General features: G+C 63.0%; 12 protein-coding genes and 1 tRNA gene. 11 read left to right on the top strand and 2 right to left on the bottom strand.

What is annotated here, in order from left to right; translation table 11 throughout:
• The first annotated feature begins 61 nt into the window (after positions 1-61).
• The 5 genes from pdxR to IRI77_RS06360 all read left to right on the top strand — a co-directional run bounded on the left by pdxR (position 62) and on the right by IRI77_RS06360 (position 3,689).
• Positions 62-1,537: a MocR-like pyridoxine biosynthesis transcription factor PdxR gene (pdxR, locus tag IRI77_RS06380; RefSeq protein WP_194451238.1), complete on the top strand. Its 1,476-nt coding sequence runs from the start codon at positions 62-64 to the stop codon at positions 1,535-1,537.
• A 54-nt stretch (positions 1,538-1,591) separates the two neighbouring features.
• A complete protein-coding gene (gene pdxS / locus IRI77_RS06375) occupies positions 1,592-2,479 on the top strand; it encodes a pyridoxal 5'-phosphate synthase lyase subunit PdxS (protein ID WP_194451237.1) in 888 nt (295 codons plus the stop codon).
• A 31-nt stretch (positions 2,480-2,510) separates the two neighbouring features.
• A complete protein-coding gene (pdxT, locus tag IRI77_RS06370) occupies positions 2,511-3,077 on the top strand; it encodes a pyridoxal 5'-phosphate synthase glutaminase subunit PdxT (protein WP_194451236.1) in 567 nt (188 codons plus the stop codon).
• A 45-nt stretch (positions 3,078-3,122) separates the two neighbouring features.
• Entirely contained in the window at positions 3,123-3,554 is a 432-nt protein-coding gene (locus IRI77_RS06365) for an arsenate reductase/protein-tyrosine-phosphatase family protein (RefSeq protein WP_194451235.1), read from the top strand.
• 48 nt (positions 3,555-3,602) lie between these two features.
• Positions 3,603-3,689, top strand: a tRNA-Leu gene (locus IRI77_RS06360).
• A gap of 93 nt (positions 3,690-3,782) precedes the next feature.
• Here the strand turns inward: IRI77_RS06360 and IRI77_RS06355 are convergent.
• Entirely contained in the window at positions 3,783-4,667 is an 885-nt protein-coding gene (locus tag IRI77_RS06355) for a hypothetical protein (RefSeq protein ID WP_194451234.1), read from the bottom strand.
• Positions 4,664-7,078, bottom strand: a complete 2,415-nt coding sequence (locus tag IRI77_RS06350) for a 2OG-Fe(II) oxygenase (RefSeq protein WP_194451233.1) — start codon at positions 7,076-7,078, stop codon at positions 4,664-4,666. The genes IRI77_RS06355 and IRI77_RS06350 overlap by 4 nt, the downstream gene beginning before the upstream one ends.
• Before the next feature lie 185 nt (positions 7,079-7,263).
• Here IRI77_RS06350 and IRI77_RS06345 point away from each other — a divergent pair, with 185 nt between their 5' ends.
• From IRI77_RS06345 to IRI77_RS06320, 6 genes are all read left to right on the top strand, one after another.
• The gene (locus IRI77_RS06345) at positions 7,264-10,194 is read left to right on the top strand and encodes a sensor histidine kinase (protein ID WP_194451232.1); all 2,931 of its coding nucleotides are present in this window, start codon (positions 7,264-7,266) and stop codon (positions 10,192-10,194) included.
• Positions 10,191-10,817: a response regulator gene (locus IRI77_RS06340; RefSeq protein WP_194451231.1), complete on the top strand. Its 627-nt coding sequence runs from the start codon at positions 10,191-10,193 to the stop codon at positions 10,815-10,817. The genes IRI77_RS06345 and IRI77_RS06340 overlap by 4 nt, the downstream gene beginning before the upstream one ends.
• A gap of 411 nt (positions 10,818-11,228) precedes the next feature.
• The gene (locus IRI77_RS06335; protein ID WP_194451230.1) at positions 11,229-11,972 is read left to right on the top strand and encodes a glycoside hydrolase family 16 protein; all 744 of its coding nucleotides are present in this window, start codon (positions 11,229-11,231) and stop codon (positions 11,970-11,972) included.
• Between the two features lie 2 nt (positions 11,973-11,974).
• Positions 11,975-14,248 carry an FAD-dependent oxidoreductase gene (locus IRI77_RS06330; protein ID WP_194451229.1) on the top strand — a complete coding sequence of 758 codons (2,274 nt, stop codon included), beginning with the start codon at positions 11,975-11,977 and terminating at the stop codon, positions 14,246-14,248.
• A 44-nt stretch (positions 14,249-14,292) separates the two neighbouring features.
• Positions 14,293-16,416 (top strand): TIM-barrel domain-containing protein, encoded by a 2,124-nt coding sequence (locus IRI77_RS06325; RefSeq protein WP_194451228.1) that lies wholly within the window; start codon positions 14,293-14,295, stop codon positions 16,414-16,416.
• Positions 16,403-17,734 carry an MFS transporter gene (locus IRI77_RS06320; protein WP_194451227.1) on the top strand — a complete coding sequence of 444 codons (1,332 nt, stop codon included), beginning with the start codon at positions 16,403-16,405 and terminating at the stop codon, positions 17,732-17,734. Before IRI77_RS06325 ends, IRI77_RS06320 begins: the two co-directional genes overlap by 14 nt.
• Positions 17,735-17,745 lie beyond the last annotated feature (11 nt).

The following is a 17,745-nucleotide window of genomic DNA, read 5'->3' as shown; positions in this document are numbered from 1 at the left end:
TCCAATGTAAGGATCTTGGCTTGCTGCCGGCAGGCCAATCTGGTATTCTTCGACTTCGGCGATGATTCATCTGCCCCAGCTCGACGCAAATTCGGATGAGCCTATCTACCGGCAGTTGCACGCCAGGATCAAGGCTTCCATCCGGGATGGCAGTCTGGCTCCCGGGGAACGCATCCCGCCCACTCGGGAATTGGCTGGCCTACTTGGCCTGAACCGGACAACCGTGGCGGCGGCGTACGAATTGCTCGAAGCCGAGGGGCTGATTCGCGGCCATGTCGGACGGGGCAGTTTTGTCGCGGGTCCCAATGATCCCGGTCCGGCGGCCTCTGGAGCTATGGAGTGGGAAGACCGGTTTGTCGCGAACCGGGCACCGGATCCGCCCGTGCCCGTGGCGGCTCCGGGTACCGATCTGATCAGCTTCACTTCCGCCCGGCCCGCAGCCGAACTCTTCCCTCTCACCGAGTTCCGCAACGCCTGCCGCGAAGTGATTGACGGGCCGGAAGCTGTTGAAATTCTGCAGTTGGGCTCGCCGTTGGGTTATGCCCCGTTGCGCGCCTACCTGCAGGGCCAGAAGCGCCCGGACGAGGACCTCTTAATTACCAACGGCTGCCAGCAGGCGCTGGACCTGCTGCAACGGCTTTTCACCCGGCAGGGCGATTGTGTCCTGGTGGAAGATCCCATTTACCCGGGTCTCCGCAACGTCTTTGCGCACGCGGGAGTACGGATTGTCGGTGTGCCGGTTGGCCCGGATGGCCTGGATGTTGAGGCGCTGCCTCGGCTGATCGCCAGGGAGCGGCCGCGTCTCATCGTCGTGACCCCGAGTTTCCAGAATCCCACCGGCGCGACCATGCCGCTGGCCGCCCGCCAGGCGCTGCTGCGAATCGCTCGCGAGAACCGGTTGGTGGTTGTCGAGAACGACATCTACGCCGAGTTGCGCTATCAGGGCGCGGAGCTGCCGTCGCTGAAACAGATGGACGATTCGGGCGACACCATCCAGATGAAGAGCTTTTCCAAGCTGGCGTTCCCCGGTCTGCGAGTGGGTTGGGTGACCGGTCCGCGGCCAGTCATCGGCCGGCTGGCGGAACTGAAGCAGTGGACGGACCTGCATTCCGACCAGTTGTCCCAGGCGGTGCTGCTGCGGTTTGCGCAGTCAGGCAGCCTGGAAAGCCACCGCCAGCGCATGGTGGAAGCGGGCCGGGCGCGGCTGCACGCCGTGTTGTCCGCCTGTGAACGGTATCTGCCGCAGGGCGCGCGGTTTACGCGTCCCCAGGGCGGCATGAATCTTTGGGTTCGTCTGCCGGATCCGCTGGATGCCTCGGAGTTGTTGCCGAAGGCGCAGCGGGCCGGAATGAGTTTTTTGCCCGGTCGCTACTTCGCGGTTTCGCGACAGGAGCCCGGCGCCTTGCGTCTGAGTTTTGCCGGATTGCCGCCGGAGCAGATTGAGACCGGATTGGCGATTCTCGGCCGGGTGTGTCAGGAAGAGTTGACGGCGGCCCGGGCCGCGCAGTCAGCCGGCCTGGCTCCGGTAATCGTATAAGCCCCGTACAGTATTGGCGGGTGTGGGCACAGAGTCTTGGAAGGAGACCTTAACATGATGTATCTCGACGAAGCTTTCCGCGTGAAAGTCGGCCTGGCCGAAATGCTCAAGGGCGGCGTGATCATGGACGTGACGGATGCCAAGCAGGCTGAAATCGCCGAAAAGGCCGGCGCCTGCGCGGTGATGGCGCTGGAACGTGTCCCGTCGGACATCCGCAAGGAAGGCGGCGTGGCGCGCATGGCGGCGATCAGCAAGATCCGCGAGATCATGGCGAACACCAGCATCCCGGTGATGGCCAAGGTCCGCATCGGCCACTTTGCGGAAGCGCGGGTCCTGGAGGCCCTGGAAGTCGACTACATCGACGAGAGCGAGGTGCTGACTCCGGCCGACGAAGAGCACCATGTCTGGAAACGCGACTTCAAGGTGCCCTTTGTCTGCGGCTGCCGCAACCTGGGCGAAGCGCTGCGCCGGATTGCCGAAGGCGCGGCCATGATCCGCACCAAGGGTGAAGCCGGCAGCGGCAACATTGTCGAGGCCGTGCGGCACATGCGGACAATCGTCAAGGAAATGAAGCAGTTGACGGTGCTGGGGCAGGAAGAACTGGTAGCCGAGTCGAAGAAGCACCAGGCGCCGCTCGAGCTCATCCAGTATGTCCACGACAACGGCAAGCTGCCGGTGCCGAACTTCTCCGCGGGCGGCATTGCGACTCCGGCGGATGCGGCCCTGGCCCGTCTGTTGGGCGCCGAGGCCGTGTTTGTCGGCAGCGGCATCTTCAAGTCCTCCGATCCCGAAACCCGCGCCAAGGCGATTGTGAAGGCCAACACCCACTACAACGAGCCCCTGGCCGTGCTGGAGGCGAGTGAAGAGCTGGGCGATGCGATGCCGGGTCTCGATATCCGCCAGATGGCGGAAGGCGACCTGATGCAGACGCGCGGCTGGTAACTGGCCAAGGCAAGAAAGAGGAACGTTCACGATGCTGATTGGAGTGCTGGCCCTGCAGGGCGACTTCGAGGCACATGGCGCGGCGCTGCGGCGTGCGGGCGCTGAGGTGCTGGAAGTTCGAACCAAAGCGGATTTGGCGCGGGTGGATGGTCTGGTGATTCCGGGCGGCGAGAGCACGACGATGCTCAAGCTGATGGGTTACTACGACTTATTCGAACCACTGCGCGAGTTCGGGGCCAGCAAGCCGATCTTCGGAACGTGTGCGGGCGCGATCCTTCTGGCCAGCGAGGTCATGAATCCTGCGCAGGCTTCGCTGAACCTGATCGATCTGGCGATTGAGCGCAACGCCTACGGCCGCCAGTTGGATAGCCGGGTGGTGAAGCTGAGCGGCCATGGATTGGAAGGGGATCCGGAACTGGAAGCCGTCTTCATCCGGGCGCCCATCATCCGCCGGGTGGGCGAAGGCGGCAAGATTCTGGCAACCTATCAGGACGATCCCGTGCTGGTGGACTATGGCCGCCATATGGTGGCGACGTTCCACCCGGAGTTGAGCAACGATTTACGCATCCACAGTCACTTTCTTGCGAAACTGGGGTAGTCCGCAGCTAAGTTGAGTGGAGATTAAGAGCTACCCGTGCGACGCATGAAAGTCCTGTTCGTATGTATCGGCAACGCCTGCCGCAGCCAGATGGCGGAAGCCTTTGTCCGGTCTTATGGGTCTGATGTGCTGGAAGTGGAGAGCGCGGGGCTGAGTCCGGCGTCGATGATTCCCGAGGTGACGCGCAAGGTCATGCTGGAGAAGGGCATCAAGATGGACGATCAGTTTCCGAAAGACGTAATGGAGCTGAAGCTGCATGACGTGGATCTGGTGGTGAACCTTTCGGGTGTCGCGCTGAGAGGCCTGCCGATCACTCGTTCCAGGGACTGGAAGGTGAAGGATCCGGTGGGTCAGAAGGAGTCGTTCCATCGCCAGATCCGGGACGAGTTGGAGAAGCTGGTGATGGCTTTGATTCTGGAAATGCGCAACCACCGGGAGTCGTGGCCGACCGGCACGGCAAGTGCTCCGCGGAGTTGACATTTGGGCCCTGAGTTGAAGATACTAAGACTGTTGTAAGCACATCGTGCGGATGTGGCGGAATTGGCAGACGCGCTAGATTCAGGTTCTAGTACTCGCAAGGGTGTGGAGGTTCAAGTCCTCTCATCCGCACCATAAAACGATCGCAAACTACAGAGATTCAGACGCCCTCCATCGGAGGGCATTTCTGTTTTTGGGGGATGGTCCCGGCAAGGGCCGGTCAAGGCCTCATGTGCATACTTCGCGCACCTTGCAGCCGACCGCTTCGATGACCTCGAGTTTGTTCGGGTCGATCACTTTGACCTCTGTTTCGTTGCCCACGAAAGTCGTGATGCGAATGTTCCTCAGCGGTGTTCGCAGTTTCACGTAGTTGGGTCCAAACTTGCCGGAGGCGCACCATTCCTCCAGGGCATATCCGGAATAGAGGTCCGAACGAATCCATGGGTCTTCCGGTTGAAGGCCTGCTTCCCGACAATGGCTATTGAACACGAAGCTGCGGTCGTTCAGGAAGGTCGTTTCGGATCGGACCAGATTGCAGTGCACGGTGTTGAAAGACACGACGGAATCCGTCAGGCTTCGGGCGTGTACCGCCAACAATCGCCGTCGGATGTCCTCCGTTGTCAGGCGGTGGAGCCGGTACGTTTCGGCATTCTGAATTCCTCTGTAGAGCACGGCCTCGCCTTGTTCCACAAATGGCTGAGTCTCGAGGTCGCCGAGGTGGTAGCTGCCGTGTTGGATCAGAATGAGGCGTTCGGCTCCAAGGGCGGCGGTATAGGCGTCCGCGTGGCGGTAAGCGGCGATCGGCGCAAGCACATCCGCAGATGAGCAGGCCACCCCGTTTGATAAGTAGAGAGGGGCCAGATTGCCGCGCCTGGCCTCGTTCCAGAATCTGAACAGCAGCTTCACCCGTGGACAGTCCTTCGAAGGATTGCCAAACCAGTAGTGTCGCCGTTTGTTTACGCCGGGATTAAAGATGTCAGGAACGATCCAGGAGTACTGGAAAAAATAGTCCCGCTCCGGCGGCGACATTGGTGAGTAGGCGAGTGGCCCAGCCGAGGCGAGCCACGGAACGACTTCAGCGCCAGCAGTGATCGTGGACGTCGAGAAGCTCAAATCCTGCCAGCCTTCACGGCCGCCTCCATTCTTATCGATAGGTCCGCGTCCACGGCGGAATGACGCGCCAGCTTCAAGAGCTTGCGCATGGCGGCGAGCTCGTCATGGTATTCCTGCATTCGCGCCTTGAAGGTCCGGCGGTCCTTGGTGCAGACCAGCGTCTGGGGTGAACCTGTGCGCACGGTCACGTGGGTCATATCGAGCCGGTGCCGGTCGATCATCTGATGCAGGTGGCGGCGGCGATCCTTGTTGACACGAAAACGATGAAGACTCTCGCTGGGATCGCGAGCAAAGGCGCGAAGCTCGCGGCAGTCCATGCAGGTGCAGGGGAGGTTGACCTCAAAACGCCAGTCTGTCGGAGGAGGAGGCGGAACCTCGCTGCGCAAAAGGAGGTATTCCGCGGCGCTGGTCCATAGTTGTTGGATGACTCGCGCAACGGCCGGGGGCATGGGATCCTGATCCGAGCAAAGTTGTTCGATCGCAGGGACGAGTAGGGTGACGGGGTGGAAGACCTCCAGGCGCGAGGCGAGCTTGGCTGCAGCTTCGTCGTGCAGCGTCCGCCCCCCGAAAAGTGACAGCGCCCCGAACAGGTTTGTGACGAATTGCGGCTTCAGATGCCCCGCTTTGACCCCGTCCGTCCTTGGCCAGTAGCGGCCCTGATCCCCTCGCTCAAAGGGATTGACGCCACGAGTTCCAATCGTGTCGAGCCCCTCAAGCGCGGCCTTGGCCACCTTCCGAAACGATGGCGGGGGATCGCTTGCGCCAAGCGCGAGTAGCAACTCCGCGCACTCGTCCGGCCGATCGCGGATGCGCATCTTGATCAGGGCCGCCAGGACCTCGGTGGCCTTCCTGGCTCCCAATGCGGCGGCCGCTGTCAGCAAGACTGTGTTTTCCGATCCGTCGAAGGTGGGGAAGACCGCCTCGACTATGAATTGCTCAAGCAGCGCCGGAGCCTTCAGTTGGGCGAGTGCGGAGATTACCGTTATTCGGTCGGCCGATTGCGGCTCCCGAGCCGCTGGGATGTAGGGTTGCGGCTGTGCGGGGGTGGGCCAGGCACGTACAATCCGCCGCGCTGCCGCGACAGCCTTGGCGTGGGCTGTCTGGCCTTCCGCCACCAATTGCTTCAAGTACGGGAGGGCCGCGACGGCGCCCGCTTGCAGCAGCACGTCGATCGTGCGTTTGGCAGGCCAGATTACGAGCGCCGCTCGATGATAAGACAGCTCATAGCTTGCTCCCTCGTTGCCGGTGGCCTCTGTGAGGCGCCTCTCATCCGGAGATTCGTTATCGAGTGCGCCGGCGGGCAGCAGTTCACCGGCACTGAGCGGAATGGGGCCAAACTCAACGGCCCTGTCCTCCGTGTCGCGCCACTCATCCAGGAATTGCCAGGTGTCATCGACGCAGACAGACTCGAAGTCTTCGGGCTCATCCTCATCCTCCTGTTCGTCGTCCCACTGGTCGTGGAAATACCCGCCCTCCAACTCGGCGGCCCCCGTTTCCACAATGTGGACGACCCCAAGATGTGCGACGCAATTCGCGCGGCCCGCCGCTTGCACCAGCGCTTGCGCTCTGGCGGCGTCCGCGCCCTTCAGTGAAGCGAAGGCAAGGCCTGCCGGGCTGTAGTGGTGTTCCAGGAGCCATGCGATCTTGAAGGGCGCCGCGGGTGACTTCCAATACGCTTCGAGGATCATCGCCGCATCGGCGACCTGCGGCTCGTAGTTCGGTGCCTTCAGAAGCTGCCGCTTGCCCTTGGACCCCTCGTGAATCAGGTTGTAGAGCAGGCAAACCCGATGACCGGCCTGAACCGGCAGGACTTCATGTTCGCAATCGGAATAGAAGGCGGCGAAGGAGACTTCGGAAGGATCAGTGGCATGGGTCTCGAGCGTGACTTGCCGGTCCGCGTGACGGATCCGGAGGGCCCCGCCGCGATGGAAGGTGGGCAGTGTCACAACCAGGGTCCCGAACATCCCGGTTGTCTTTTCGGTATCACGGTGAGGGAGGAAGAACCCGCCGCGGTCATAGACAAGCATCTTGTAGAGTTCGGCTGAGACGGATTTGCCGTGGCAGCCAAGCCCGTCAATGACCTTCGCAAGAATGCTGTCGAAACTGGCGGCCCAGGATTTGCCGCTAACCTTTACCGCGTCTGGAGCAATCTGCCAGACCTTGCGCACGGAAGTGTCGACAATTGTGTCCGCGCCACGTCCGTAAGGCGCCCGGACCGCGTGTTGCAGCATCGCCTGGATTTGCGGGACGGGTATCGGGAAAGATAGCGCGCCTGCACCCTCCACCTCCACTCGTGGCATGGGGATCTCGAGCGTTCCGGCTACGAAGAACTCACCCGGGCGCCTAACGCCCGACAGGATGGCCTCAAGGGGCTGCAGTTCCCGGTTGTACTCGACCTCAATGTGTTTCATGGCGCGATGGAGATAGGTCTCGATGGACCAAACGAGTCAAGAAGTTATCATTTTACTCGTCCTGGAATTCCCTCTCAGCGCGATGGGCGCTGATCCCCCGCCGCGGCAGTTTTCAGCCGGATGAGGCTCCTCGCGTTCGAGCGGCCTGTTGTAAGTGCGAGAATTGTGGCGGCGCTTGAACCAACATGCAATGGGGCTTCCGATCTCTGGCCGTTTTGTGGACCCTGCTCCCCGTGGCCTGGGCGTTGGATCCCACTTACGCCCTTTCGCAATATCACAAGCGCAACTGGCAGGTGCAGGACGGCCTGCCCCGGAACTACGTCATGTCCGTCGAGCCCTCGTCCGATGGTTACCTGCTGGTGGGTACGGACGAAGGGCTGGCGCGCTTTGACGGCGTCCGGTTCGTTCCCTTCGATCCGCAGCCTGGTCTTGGGCTGGCACGGCGCTGGATTGGCGCGCTGGCCAGCGCTCGCGATGGCAGCCTCTGGGTGGGCACGTTTGACGGCTGGATTTACGAGTATCGGGACGGCCGGATCCAGACGAAGTTCCATGCGGGCGGCACGGTTTTCGCGCTGCTGGAGGATCGGACAGGACGGATCTGGGCGAGCACCCGGACCGGGGTAATCCGGTCCGATGCGGGGCAGTTTCATGCCGTGGCCGGACTCACGCGTCCGCCCGAAACGGCATGGAATGTCCTGACGCAGGACGGTGCCGGCGCGGTCTGGGCGGTCACCCTCGATGGGTTGTTTTGTGTCCGCAACAATACCGTCTCCCAGGTGCTGTTTGATGCCAGGATCTCGGGCGAGCCGTTGGCTGTGGAAGCGGACCATTCGGGCGTCGTCTGGGTAGGGACGTCGCGCGGCTTGAGTCGCATTGACGACGGCGTGCGCACCCCGGTGGCTGGCGTTCCGGGGCCTGTCGTCAGCATTCTGGAAGACCGCGATGGCGTGGTTTGGGTTGGATCCTGGGGCCTGGGCGTCTTTCGAGTGCGCGGCAGCCGCGTGGACTCCTGGTCGGCGCGCGATGGATTGCCGGACGACTTCATCCGCACCCTGCACGAGGACGCGGAAGGAAACCTGTGGATCGGCACCCGCGGCGGCGGCCTGGTGCGCTGCAAGGATACGCCTATGGTTCCTTATGGCCTGCCGGAGGGGTTGGGCGGCAACTACGCCACCACCGTGGTGAAAGCGCCCGATGGGCACCTTTGGTTCGGGACCTGGCGGGGCGGGCTCTACCGGCTGAAAGGGAACCGCTTCGAGGCCCAGGCGACGCCGGTGCCGGCGCTGTACTGTTCCGTGCGGGCGCTGGCGATCGACCCCGCCGGTCATCAATGGATCGGCAACTGGGAGGGACTGTTCGGTTTCGATGGCAAACGCTATGTGAACTACGCTCCCACGGGGTCCCCCTACCACCTGGTGAGCGCGATGCTGTTCGATCGCCAGGGCCGTTTGTGGCTAGCGACATCGAACAACGGCGTCTACCTGTTCCCGGCCGGCGACGCATCAAGGCCGCTGGCTTCGTTTCTGCCGGGTACTGAAATTCTCAGCCTGTTCGAGGATTCTCAGGGGCGCATCTGGTACGGGACTCCGCAGGGGCCCGGTGCCCTGACGTTGGGTGCCGCGCCGAACGTCGCTCCCGTCACCGGAGTGCCCGTCGAAGGCGTGTCGGCCATTACCGAGGACGCCAAAGGCCGCATCTGGGCGACGTCGCTCGGCGGTTCGCTCTATCGCGTTGCACCAGGCTCCCCCGTGGTGATTGGCGAGGCGCAGGGGCTGCCAGGGTCGCCCCTCTACCGCCTGCTGGACGACGGGGCCGGTGGGCTATGGGTGAGTTCGGCCAAAGGGATTCTGCGCATTGAATCGGCACAGATGACTGAGCTGCTGGCTGGGCAGCGCAAACGGCTGGAGGTCGCCCTCTTCGACCAGGATGATGGAATGCGCACGCCGGAGTGCCACCATGTCTCCCAACCGGCGGGCTGGGCCGATCCGCGGGGCGGCGCCTGGTTTCCCACGACCCGCGGTTTCGTTCTCGCGGTGAGCCGCAGAATGGGCCGCACTCCGCCGCCGAAGGCTCGAGTGGAAGAGGCGATCTGGGACAACCACGCTGTGCCCCCTGGCGGTTCCTTACGCCTGGATCCAGGCTCGCATCCGCTGGAGATTCACTTCACGGCCCTGCGATTCGCCTGGGCGGAGAAGATCCGCTTCCGCTACCGCATGGAAGGCCTGGATCCGGATTGGATCGAGACGGGGCAACTGCGGTCAGCCCGCTATGGCCGCGTGCCTCCGGGCCATTACCGCTTTCTAGTGCAGGCGCGCATGCCGGGCGGGGAATGGAGTACGCAGGCCGCCGAACTCGCGGTGGAGCAGGCTCCGCGGTTCTATCAGACCGGCTGGTTCACCGCGTTGCTGCTCCTGTTCTCGATTGGTGTCGCCTCGGCGCTCTACCGCTGGCGGATCCACATCATTCGCGGACGCTACTCCGCGGTGTTGGCGGAGAGGAATCGAATCGCGCGGGAGTGGCACGACACGCTGCTGGCCGGATTCGCCGCCATCACCTGGCAATTGGAGGAGACTCTGTCGCGACTGAAGGAGATGCCCGCCCAGGCCGAGGCGACGGTGGAACTGGCCCTAAAGATGGTGCAGCACTACCGGGCCGAGGCACGCAGCGTGATCTGGGATCTGCGGGAAAGCCGGCTGGATTCCGAGACGCTGGCCAGTGCCGTCCAGGGGGCGCTGGAGCAGATCGCGGCTGGATCACCGGTGGCGATCTCGGTTGAGACGCAGGGCACGGTCACGAAACTCAAGGATGAGCTGGAGCGGAACGTCCTGCGGATCTGCCAGGAGGCGGCCTCGAATGCGAAACGCCACGGGCGCCCGCGGCGGATCAGCGTCGAACTGGTGTATCGGGCCGGCGAACTCCAGGTGAGGATTGAGGATGACGGCGCCGGGTTCATTCCCAGTGAAGTGATCGGGCTCTCGCGCGGCCACTTTGGACTGGCCGTCATGGCGGAGCGGGCCGAGCGATTCGGCGGAAGGTTGAAACTGACCAGTGAACCAGGACAGGGTACCATCGTAGAAGCGGTCATCCCCACGACGACCGCCGGCACCCTGAAATGACTGAAGCGGTCCGCATTCTGCTGGTCGAAGATCAATCCATCGCGCGTCTCGCGTTGCACACCATCATCGATCCCCGCCCGGATATGAAGATTGTCGCCGAGACGGGACGAGGCAATGAAGCGGCCGATCTCTTCGATCTGCACCTGCCGGATGTAGTGATCATGGATCTGCGGCTGCCGGGCCAATCGGGGTTTGAGGCCATCCGCATCATCCGCAAGAAACATGCGACGGCGCGGATTCTCGTCCTGACGAACTACGAAGGCAGCGAGGACGTCCATCGCGTGCTGCAGGCCGGGGCGATGGCGTACCTGACCAAGGACACGGGCAAGGAAGAGCTGATCCAGGCGATTCTGGCTGTTTCGCGCGGCAAGCGTTATCTGCCGTCGTCCGTGGGGGCCCTGCTGGCTGAGCGTATGCCCGGCTCCGAGTTGACTGAACGGGAGCAGGATGTCCTGCGGCTGCTGGCCAAAGGCGCCAGCAATCGAGGGGTGGCCGAGTCGCTGGGCATCTCAGAGAACACGGCGCGCATCCACGTGACGCATATCCTGCAGAAGTTGGGCGTGGAAGACCGGACGCAGGCTGTCATTGCGGCCATCCAGCGCGGCATCGTCCACGTGGATTAGGCGGCCAGTTATGGCTCCGGGCCGCATAGTCCAAAATGACTAGACACCCATAGTCCATTGGTCAGTTGAATGAATTTTCGCCATCTGTCAGTGTCAAGGGTGTTATTGGACGACCGGGACCATGAGGTCTGAATCCATGTGGAAATCCGATTTGACCCCGCTTCGCACACTGGCTCCGCCACGGGCTGGGTGCCGCCACAGCGGTAGCCGCCTGGCGGCGCATTTCTCCGTGAGAGTGGCCCGTTAAGCCGCCATGAACTGTTCTCTCAGTTCGAGAACGATGCCGCGGCCCGTTTCCTTGAACCTGCCTGCCCCGATTGAACCGGGCTTCTATCCCCTCTCCAGCCTTTGTTTTGAATTGAGCTTGTGGGCCTCGCCCAGAGCGCGAACGGCCAAAGGACCGCTGCTCCCATGAAATCTTCCGCGTTTGTCTTCCTCTCGATCCTCAGCCTGCTGCCGGCAGGCGCCTGGGCCGCTCCGCCTGAGGGCTACCAGTTGAAATGGGCCGACGAATTCGAGGGCTCAAAAGTGGATCTCTCGAAGTGGGTGTACCGGACGGACTCCAAGCACTGGAGCACCCAACGCCCCGAGAATGTGATCCAGGAAAAGGGTCGGCTGGTTCTGCTCCTGAAGAAAGAAGAGGCCGGCGGGATGCACTACACGGGCGCCGGCGTGATCTCCAAACCCAACTTCCGCTTCGGCTATTACGAGAGCAAGTTTCGCGTGCTCGCCGGCAAGGGCTGGCACTCCTCGTTCTGGATGATGGGCCACGACGGTTCCGGCAGCACGGCCACGACGGCGACGGCGCTGGAGCTCGATGTGATTGAGAACGACTCCATCGACCTGACCTCCTACGGCACGACCACCCACAAGTGGCAGGGCCAGCACACCAGCCACGGCCACAAGAAGGTGGCGCTCTCCACGCTGGCCGATTTCCACGTATTTGGATGCGAATACAGCGAGACCTCAGTGAAGTACTTCCTGGATGGCACGCTGGTGCAGACCGTGGACCTGGCCGGACTGCCGCACAGCGACCTGAGTATCTGGCTCACCTCCATTGCTTCGCAATTGGGCAAGACCGATGCCGTGGATGACTCGAAGCTGCCGGGCCGTGTCGAGTACGAATACGTTCGCTTCTACGAAAAGGGCAAGTGACCATGCAACGCGAAGACGGCGTACCGGGTACGCGCGTGGAACTCACCATTCCGCTGGAGGCGGATCTGGCCATCATTGGCGGCGGCCTGGCCGGGACGTGCGCGGCCATCACGGCGGCGCGGGCCGGCCTGCGCGTGGTGCTGATTCAGGATCGTCCGGTGCTGGGCGGCAATGCCTCCAGCGAAGTGCGGCTCTGGGTTCTCGGCGCCACCTCGCACATGGGCAACAACAACCGCTGGGCGCGCGAAGGCGGCGTGATCGACGAGATTCTTGTCGAGAACCTGCACCGCAACCCGGAAGGCAACGCCCTGATCCTGGACACGATCCTGCTGGAGAAGGTGGTCAGCGAACCGGGCATCACGCTGCTGTTGAACACGGCTGTGCATGAGGTGGAGAAGTCCGGGCCGGATACGATCTCGACCGTGCGTGCCTGGTGCAGCCAGAACAGTACCGCTTATGTCGTGACAGCGCCGCTGTTCTGTGACGCCTCGGGCGACGGCATTGTGGGGTTCCTGTCCGGCGCTGCATTCCGCATGGGCGCCGAGCCGCGTTCCGAGTTCGGCGAGGGGTTCGCGCCGGACGCCGGCTATGGCGAACTGCTGGGGCACTCGATGTACTTCTATTCGAAGGATACGGGGCGTCCGGTGAAGTACACGGCTCCGTCGTTCGCGTTGAAGGACATTACGACGATTCCCCGGTATCGGGATATCAAGGCCAGCGATTCGGGCTGCCGCTTCTGGTGGTTCGAGTATGGCGGACGGCTCGACACGGTCCACGAGACGGAGAAGATCAAGTGGGAGCTGTGGCGCGTCATCTATGGCGCGTGGGATTACATCAAGAACTCCGGCCGGTTTCCCGAGGCCGGGAACATGACGCTGGAGTGGGTCGGGACGATTCCTGGAAAACGCGAGAGCCGCCGGTTTGAGGGCGACTACATCCTCACCCAGCAGGATCTCGTCGAGCAGCGGATTCATGCGGACGCCGTGGCGGCGGGCGGCTGGGCCATGGATCTCCATCCGGCCGACGGCGTGTACAGTCCGCTGTCACCGTGTACGCAGTGGCACTCCAAGGGTGTGTATCAGATCCCCTATCGTTGCCTGTATTCGCGCAACATCCGCAACCTGTTTCTGGCCGGGCGGATCATCAGCGTGTCCCATGTGGCCTTCGGCTCGACGCGCGTGATGGCCACCTGCGCCCACACCGCCCAGGCGGTCGGCATGGCCGCGGCGCTCTGCAAGCGGACGGGCGTGAACCCGGCAGAGGTGGAGATTCCCTCATTGCAGCGCGAGTTGCTGCGGGCCGGGCAGTATATTCCAGGCGTGGCGCTGCAGGATCCGGAAGACTTGGCGCAGAGTGCGTCGGTGGAGGCATCCAGTTCTTTCCAACTGGCGGAGCTCCCGCCGAATGGGGAGACCGCGACGCTGGAGCTGTCGCGCGCCATGCTGCTGCCTGTCCAGGCAGGCAGGGCTCCGGACATCACCTTCTTCGTGGATGCCGCACAGGCGACTACGCTCGAAGTCGAGTTGAGGTGCAGTGCCCGGGCAGGGAACTTCACCCCGGACCAGGTGCTGTTCCGGCAATCCATCGAACTGCCGCCCGGCGCAAGCCAGCCGGTCACCATTGCACCGGACACCCAACTGGAAGCACCGGCCTACCTGTTCTACACGCTGCTGCGGAACCCCGCTGTTTCCGTGCGGCTTTCGTCGGCCCGCGTGACCGGCGTCCTCAGCCTGGCGCAGTCGATGAACGCGGCCGTGGCCAAGGGGACGCGCCAGGAACCGCCGGAAGACAGCGGCATCGACTCCTTCGAGTTCTGGCTGCCGGCGCGCAGGCCTGGCGGCTTGAATCTGGCCTTACGGGCCGAGCCGCCGTTGGCAGCCTTCGGAGCCTCCAATGTGAAGAACGGCATCGCCCGGCCGGAGAGGCAGCCCAATGCGTGGGTTGCGGAGCCGTCGGACCCTGCGCCACGGTTGACCCTCACGTGGCCGGAACCCCGGACGATCGCCCGGGTCGAGCTCGCGTTCGACACCGACTTTGATCATCCACTTGAGTCTGTCCTCTGGGGCCACCCTGAGCGTGACATTCCGTTTTGCATCCGCCACTACCGGCTGCTGGAGGCGGGGGGGACAGTACTGCACGAGTGTACGGAGAACCATCAGACGCGAAACTCCGTCACTCTTGATGCTCCCGTGACGACGACCGCCCTGCAGTTGGAGATCATTTCCACGCACGGCGCGCCCGCGGCCGTCTTCGAGGTGAGGTGCTACTCCAGATGAACCGCAATCAAGACCGCGCCTCCGGATGTCCGAAAGAGTAATCCATGATCCTGCTGCTTTCCCTGCTAGTCCTGACCGCCGGAGACACCAAGCTCACCATCACGCCGGACCCGGTGCGCATTTCTCTGGAACGAGGCGGCGCGACCATCGCGGCCTCACATCCCACCGGCAGCCTGCTGCTCGGCGACCCCGATAAACCCGAGCCCGCCTCCGTCGTCTCCGAAGCGTACAACCAGCAGGGCCACCGCGTGCTGTCCGTGCGTACGGCATCCGGCCTGACTGCTACGGTGACCATCGCGCTCACGCCGAATCAGGCGGACCTCATCGTGCGGCCCACGATCCCCGGAGCGGTGCTGCTGCGCTTCGCGCCTCTCAGCCCCGGCTTCGGACTGGCCGATCATGCGGTCACCCATCGGGACTCGTTCGATACGGACATTACGGGCTATCGCAACGATCGTTATCTCTCCGGTACAGGACTCACCCGTCTCATCTCGAACTTCACCTTCTACCCGAAGCAGCGCTTCGGCTTCCTGGTCTGGGATCCCGGCATCAAGATGGTCCGCAGCACGTCGGAAGAGTGCCTGCAGGGCGTCCGGAATGTGACCTCGGAGGTTCGCTTCTCCCTGTTCACTGGTTCGCCGGCCGAGATCTACCGCCAGTTCCTGGAATCGCGCAACCTGTACGGCTATCCGGTGATGAAGCCCAAGTACGATTTCTTCGGCGTAGGCTGGGAGGCCTTTGGAGCGCTCGCCTGGGATACGAACTACAAGACCGTGGCTGAGAATGTCGGGCAGTATCTGTCCCTGGGATTCCCGCTGAAATGGATGGTTGTGGGTTCGGGCTTCTGGCCGCGCGACGACAAGCGCTTCCACGAGACCACCAGCTTTGGCATGTACGACAAGACCCTTTACCCGGATCCACGCGCCTTCATTGCGCAGTTCCACGCCAAGGGGCTGAAGTTCTTCCAGGGCCTGCGCACCACCTTCATCGTCGACGGGCCGTACAGCGAAGAGGGTGTTCGCAACGGTTATTTCGTCGAAGAGAATGGCCGCCCCAAGGTGTATCAATTCGGTTGGCCCAAGAGCCCAACTTATTTCCTGGACTGGCGCAAGCCGCAGGCGGTCGCCTGGTTCGCTGACCTGACTCGTAAATGGACCGCCTATGGCGTCGACGGCTATAAGGAAGATGTCTTCGGGTATGGCAAGTACACGCTGGGCGATGACAAACTGGATCCCGTCAATGCGGCGCTGATGCGCGAAGGCCTCTTCATCATGGGCCGCAATGCCTATCTCGCTTCGCCGGCCGACCTGCACCGCCTGAACGATTTCAACTTCAATCAGAATCAGGATCGCGGGCCCGTGAATGCCTTGGCCTACGGCTACTCGGGCTTCCCGCTGGTGTACCCCGACATCGTCGGCGGCACCTTCGGGGAAGGGCACTTCGACCTGAAAGTGACGCCCCGCATGCGGCAGTACATGAAGCGCAATGCCATGTGGGCGGCCCTGCATCCTTCGATGAGCATGGGGCAGGGGCCCTGGACCTTCGGCGACCCTGAGGTCGAAGCCGTCCTCCTGCAGGCCGCGCAGCTCCACGACCGGCTGCAACCGTACTTCTACTCGCAGGCTGTGCGGTTCTACCTGGACGGGTATCCCTGGTCTTTCACTCCGCTGCCCGTTGCGTTTCCGAACGATCCGCAGGTCTACGGCCGCGAGAATGACAAGGTGCGCGGGTATGAGTGGATGGTCGGCGATTCGCTGCTGGCCACGCCCCTGTACGGGGATGACTACGAGACCGCGACTTCTCGCGACGTCTACCTGCCGGCTGGCGCTTGGATGGAGTACGACTCGGGCCAGCGCCATCAGGGGCCGGTTGTCCTGAAGAACTTCGCGCTGCCCGTTGGCCAGACTCCGCTCTTTGTTGGCGGTACCGGCATCGTTGTTGAAAAGAAGGGCGATGGGCTGGTGGCTCGAATCTATCCCGTCACTGATCGCGCCGAGTCGCGCTTCATCCACCCCGACGGCACTTCAGTGTCCAACCTGCGAGTCCAGGTCTCCGATTGGAAGCGAGTCACCGTGAAGTGTTCCACCGGCGCCAGTTGCACCGGCACCTGGCAGCGGCACGCCTTTGAGTTCCCCATCCGGCCTGGCGAGAACTATGAAATCCAATGAGGCGCAGTTCGCGCCGCCGCCCGCCCGTGCTCCGGATGCGCCGCGCACCTGGTCCAACCTGCGCTGGTGGATCACAGCCCTGCTGTTCTTTTCCACGGTCATCAATTACATGGACCGGCAGAATCTGTCGATCCTCGCCCGGACGATCCAGAACGACCTGCACATCACGGATATGCAGTACGGATACGTCGTCCAGGCGTTCCTGCTCGCCTATACCATCTCCTATCTCTTCGCCGGCCGGTTGACCGACAAGCTGGGCACGCGGGTCTCGATGGCCTGCTTCGTGATTTGGTGGTCGCTGGCCGATATGCTCACGTCGTTCAGCCGCAGCGTCGTGTCGCTGGGCGTTTTCCGTTTCCTCTTGGGCATCGGCGAACCAGGGAATTACACCGCCGCGCCCAAGGCGGTCTCCGAATGGTTCCCGGCCCGCGAGCGCGGTCTCGTCATCGGCATCTACACCGCTGGGGCTACTCTCGGCGCAACCATCGCGCCGCCCCTGATTGCCTACCTGTCGGCGCACTTTCATTGGCGCTCGGTGTTCCTGTTCACCGGGTCGCTCGGCCTCATCTGGGTCGTGCCCTGGCTGTGGCTCTATCGCAAGCCATCCGAGCACCCACGCCTGGGCGACGACGAGCGGCAGTTGATCCTGGACGGCGGCAACGCCTCTCCGGAATCGGAGGCCATGCCGCCGGAAGGCCGCTGGCGCCATATCCTGGGCCGTAAGGAAACCTGGCTGCTGATGGTCAGCCGCATGATCACTGACCCGGTCTGGTATTTCTACCTCTTCTGGTTTCCGAAGTACCTCACGGATGCGCGCCACCTGAGCCTGGCGGAGGTCGGCAAGATTGCGTGGCTGGTCTACCTGGCTGCGGACATCGGCTGCATCACCGGCGGCTATCTCTCGGGCCTGCTCATCAAGCGTGGTGTCGCCCCTGCCCGCAGCCGCATCTGGGTGATGGCCGGCGCGGCCCTGTTCCTGCCTCTCAGCCCGCTCATCAACTCCGCCTCTTCTCCGTTGATGGCCGTCGGCATCGCCGCTACGGCGGCCTTTGCCCACCTCGCCTGGCAGATCTCCCTCGGAGCGCTGATCGTCGATCTCTACCCGAAACCTGTCGTTGGAACCGTCTTCGGACTGGTCGCGGCCGGATCCGGCTTCGGCGGGATGCTTTCCACTAATCTGATTGGACGCGCTGTAACTTACTGGTCTTATGCCCCTGTTTTCATTGTGATGGGGGTTCTGCACCCGATCGCCTTCCTGCTCGTGCGTGGGATTCGGGACAGAAATGCCGCTGCGGGCCACATTCCGGTTTCGAGCTGACCCGCCCGGGT

The sequence above is a fragment of the Paludibaculum fermentans genome (genome assembly GCF_015277775.1).
Taxonomy (GTDB): Bacteria; Acidobacteriota; Terriglobia; order Bryobacterales; family Bryobacteraceae; genus Paludibaculum; species Paludibaculum fermentans.
This window is presented reverse-complemented; position numbering and strand designations above follow the sequence as displayed.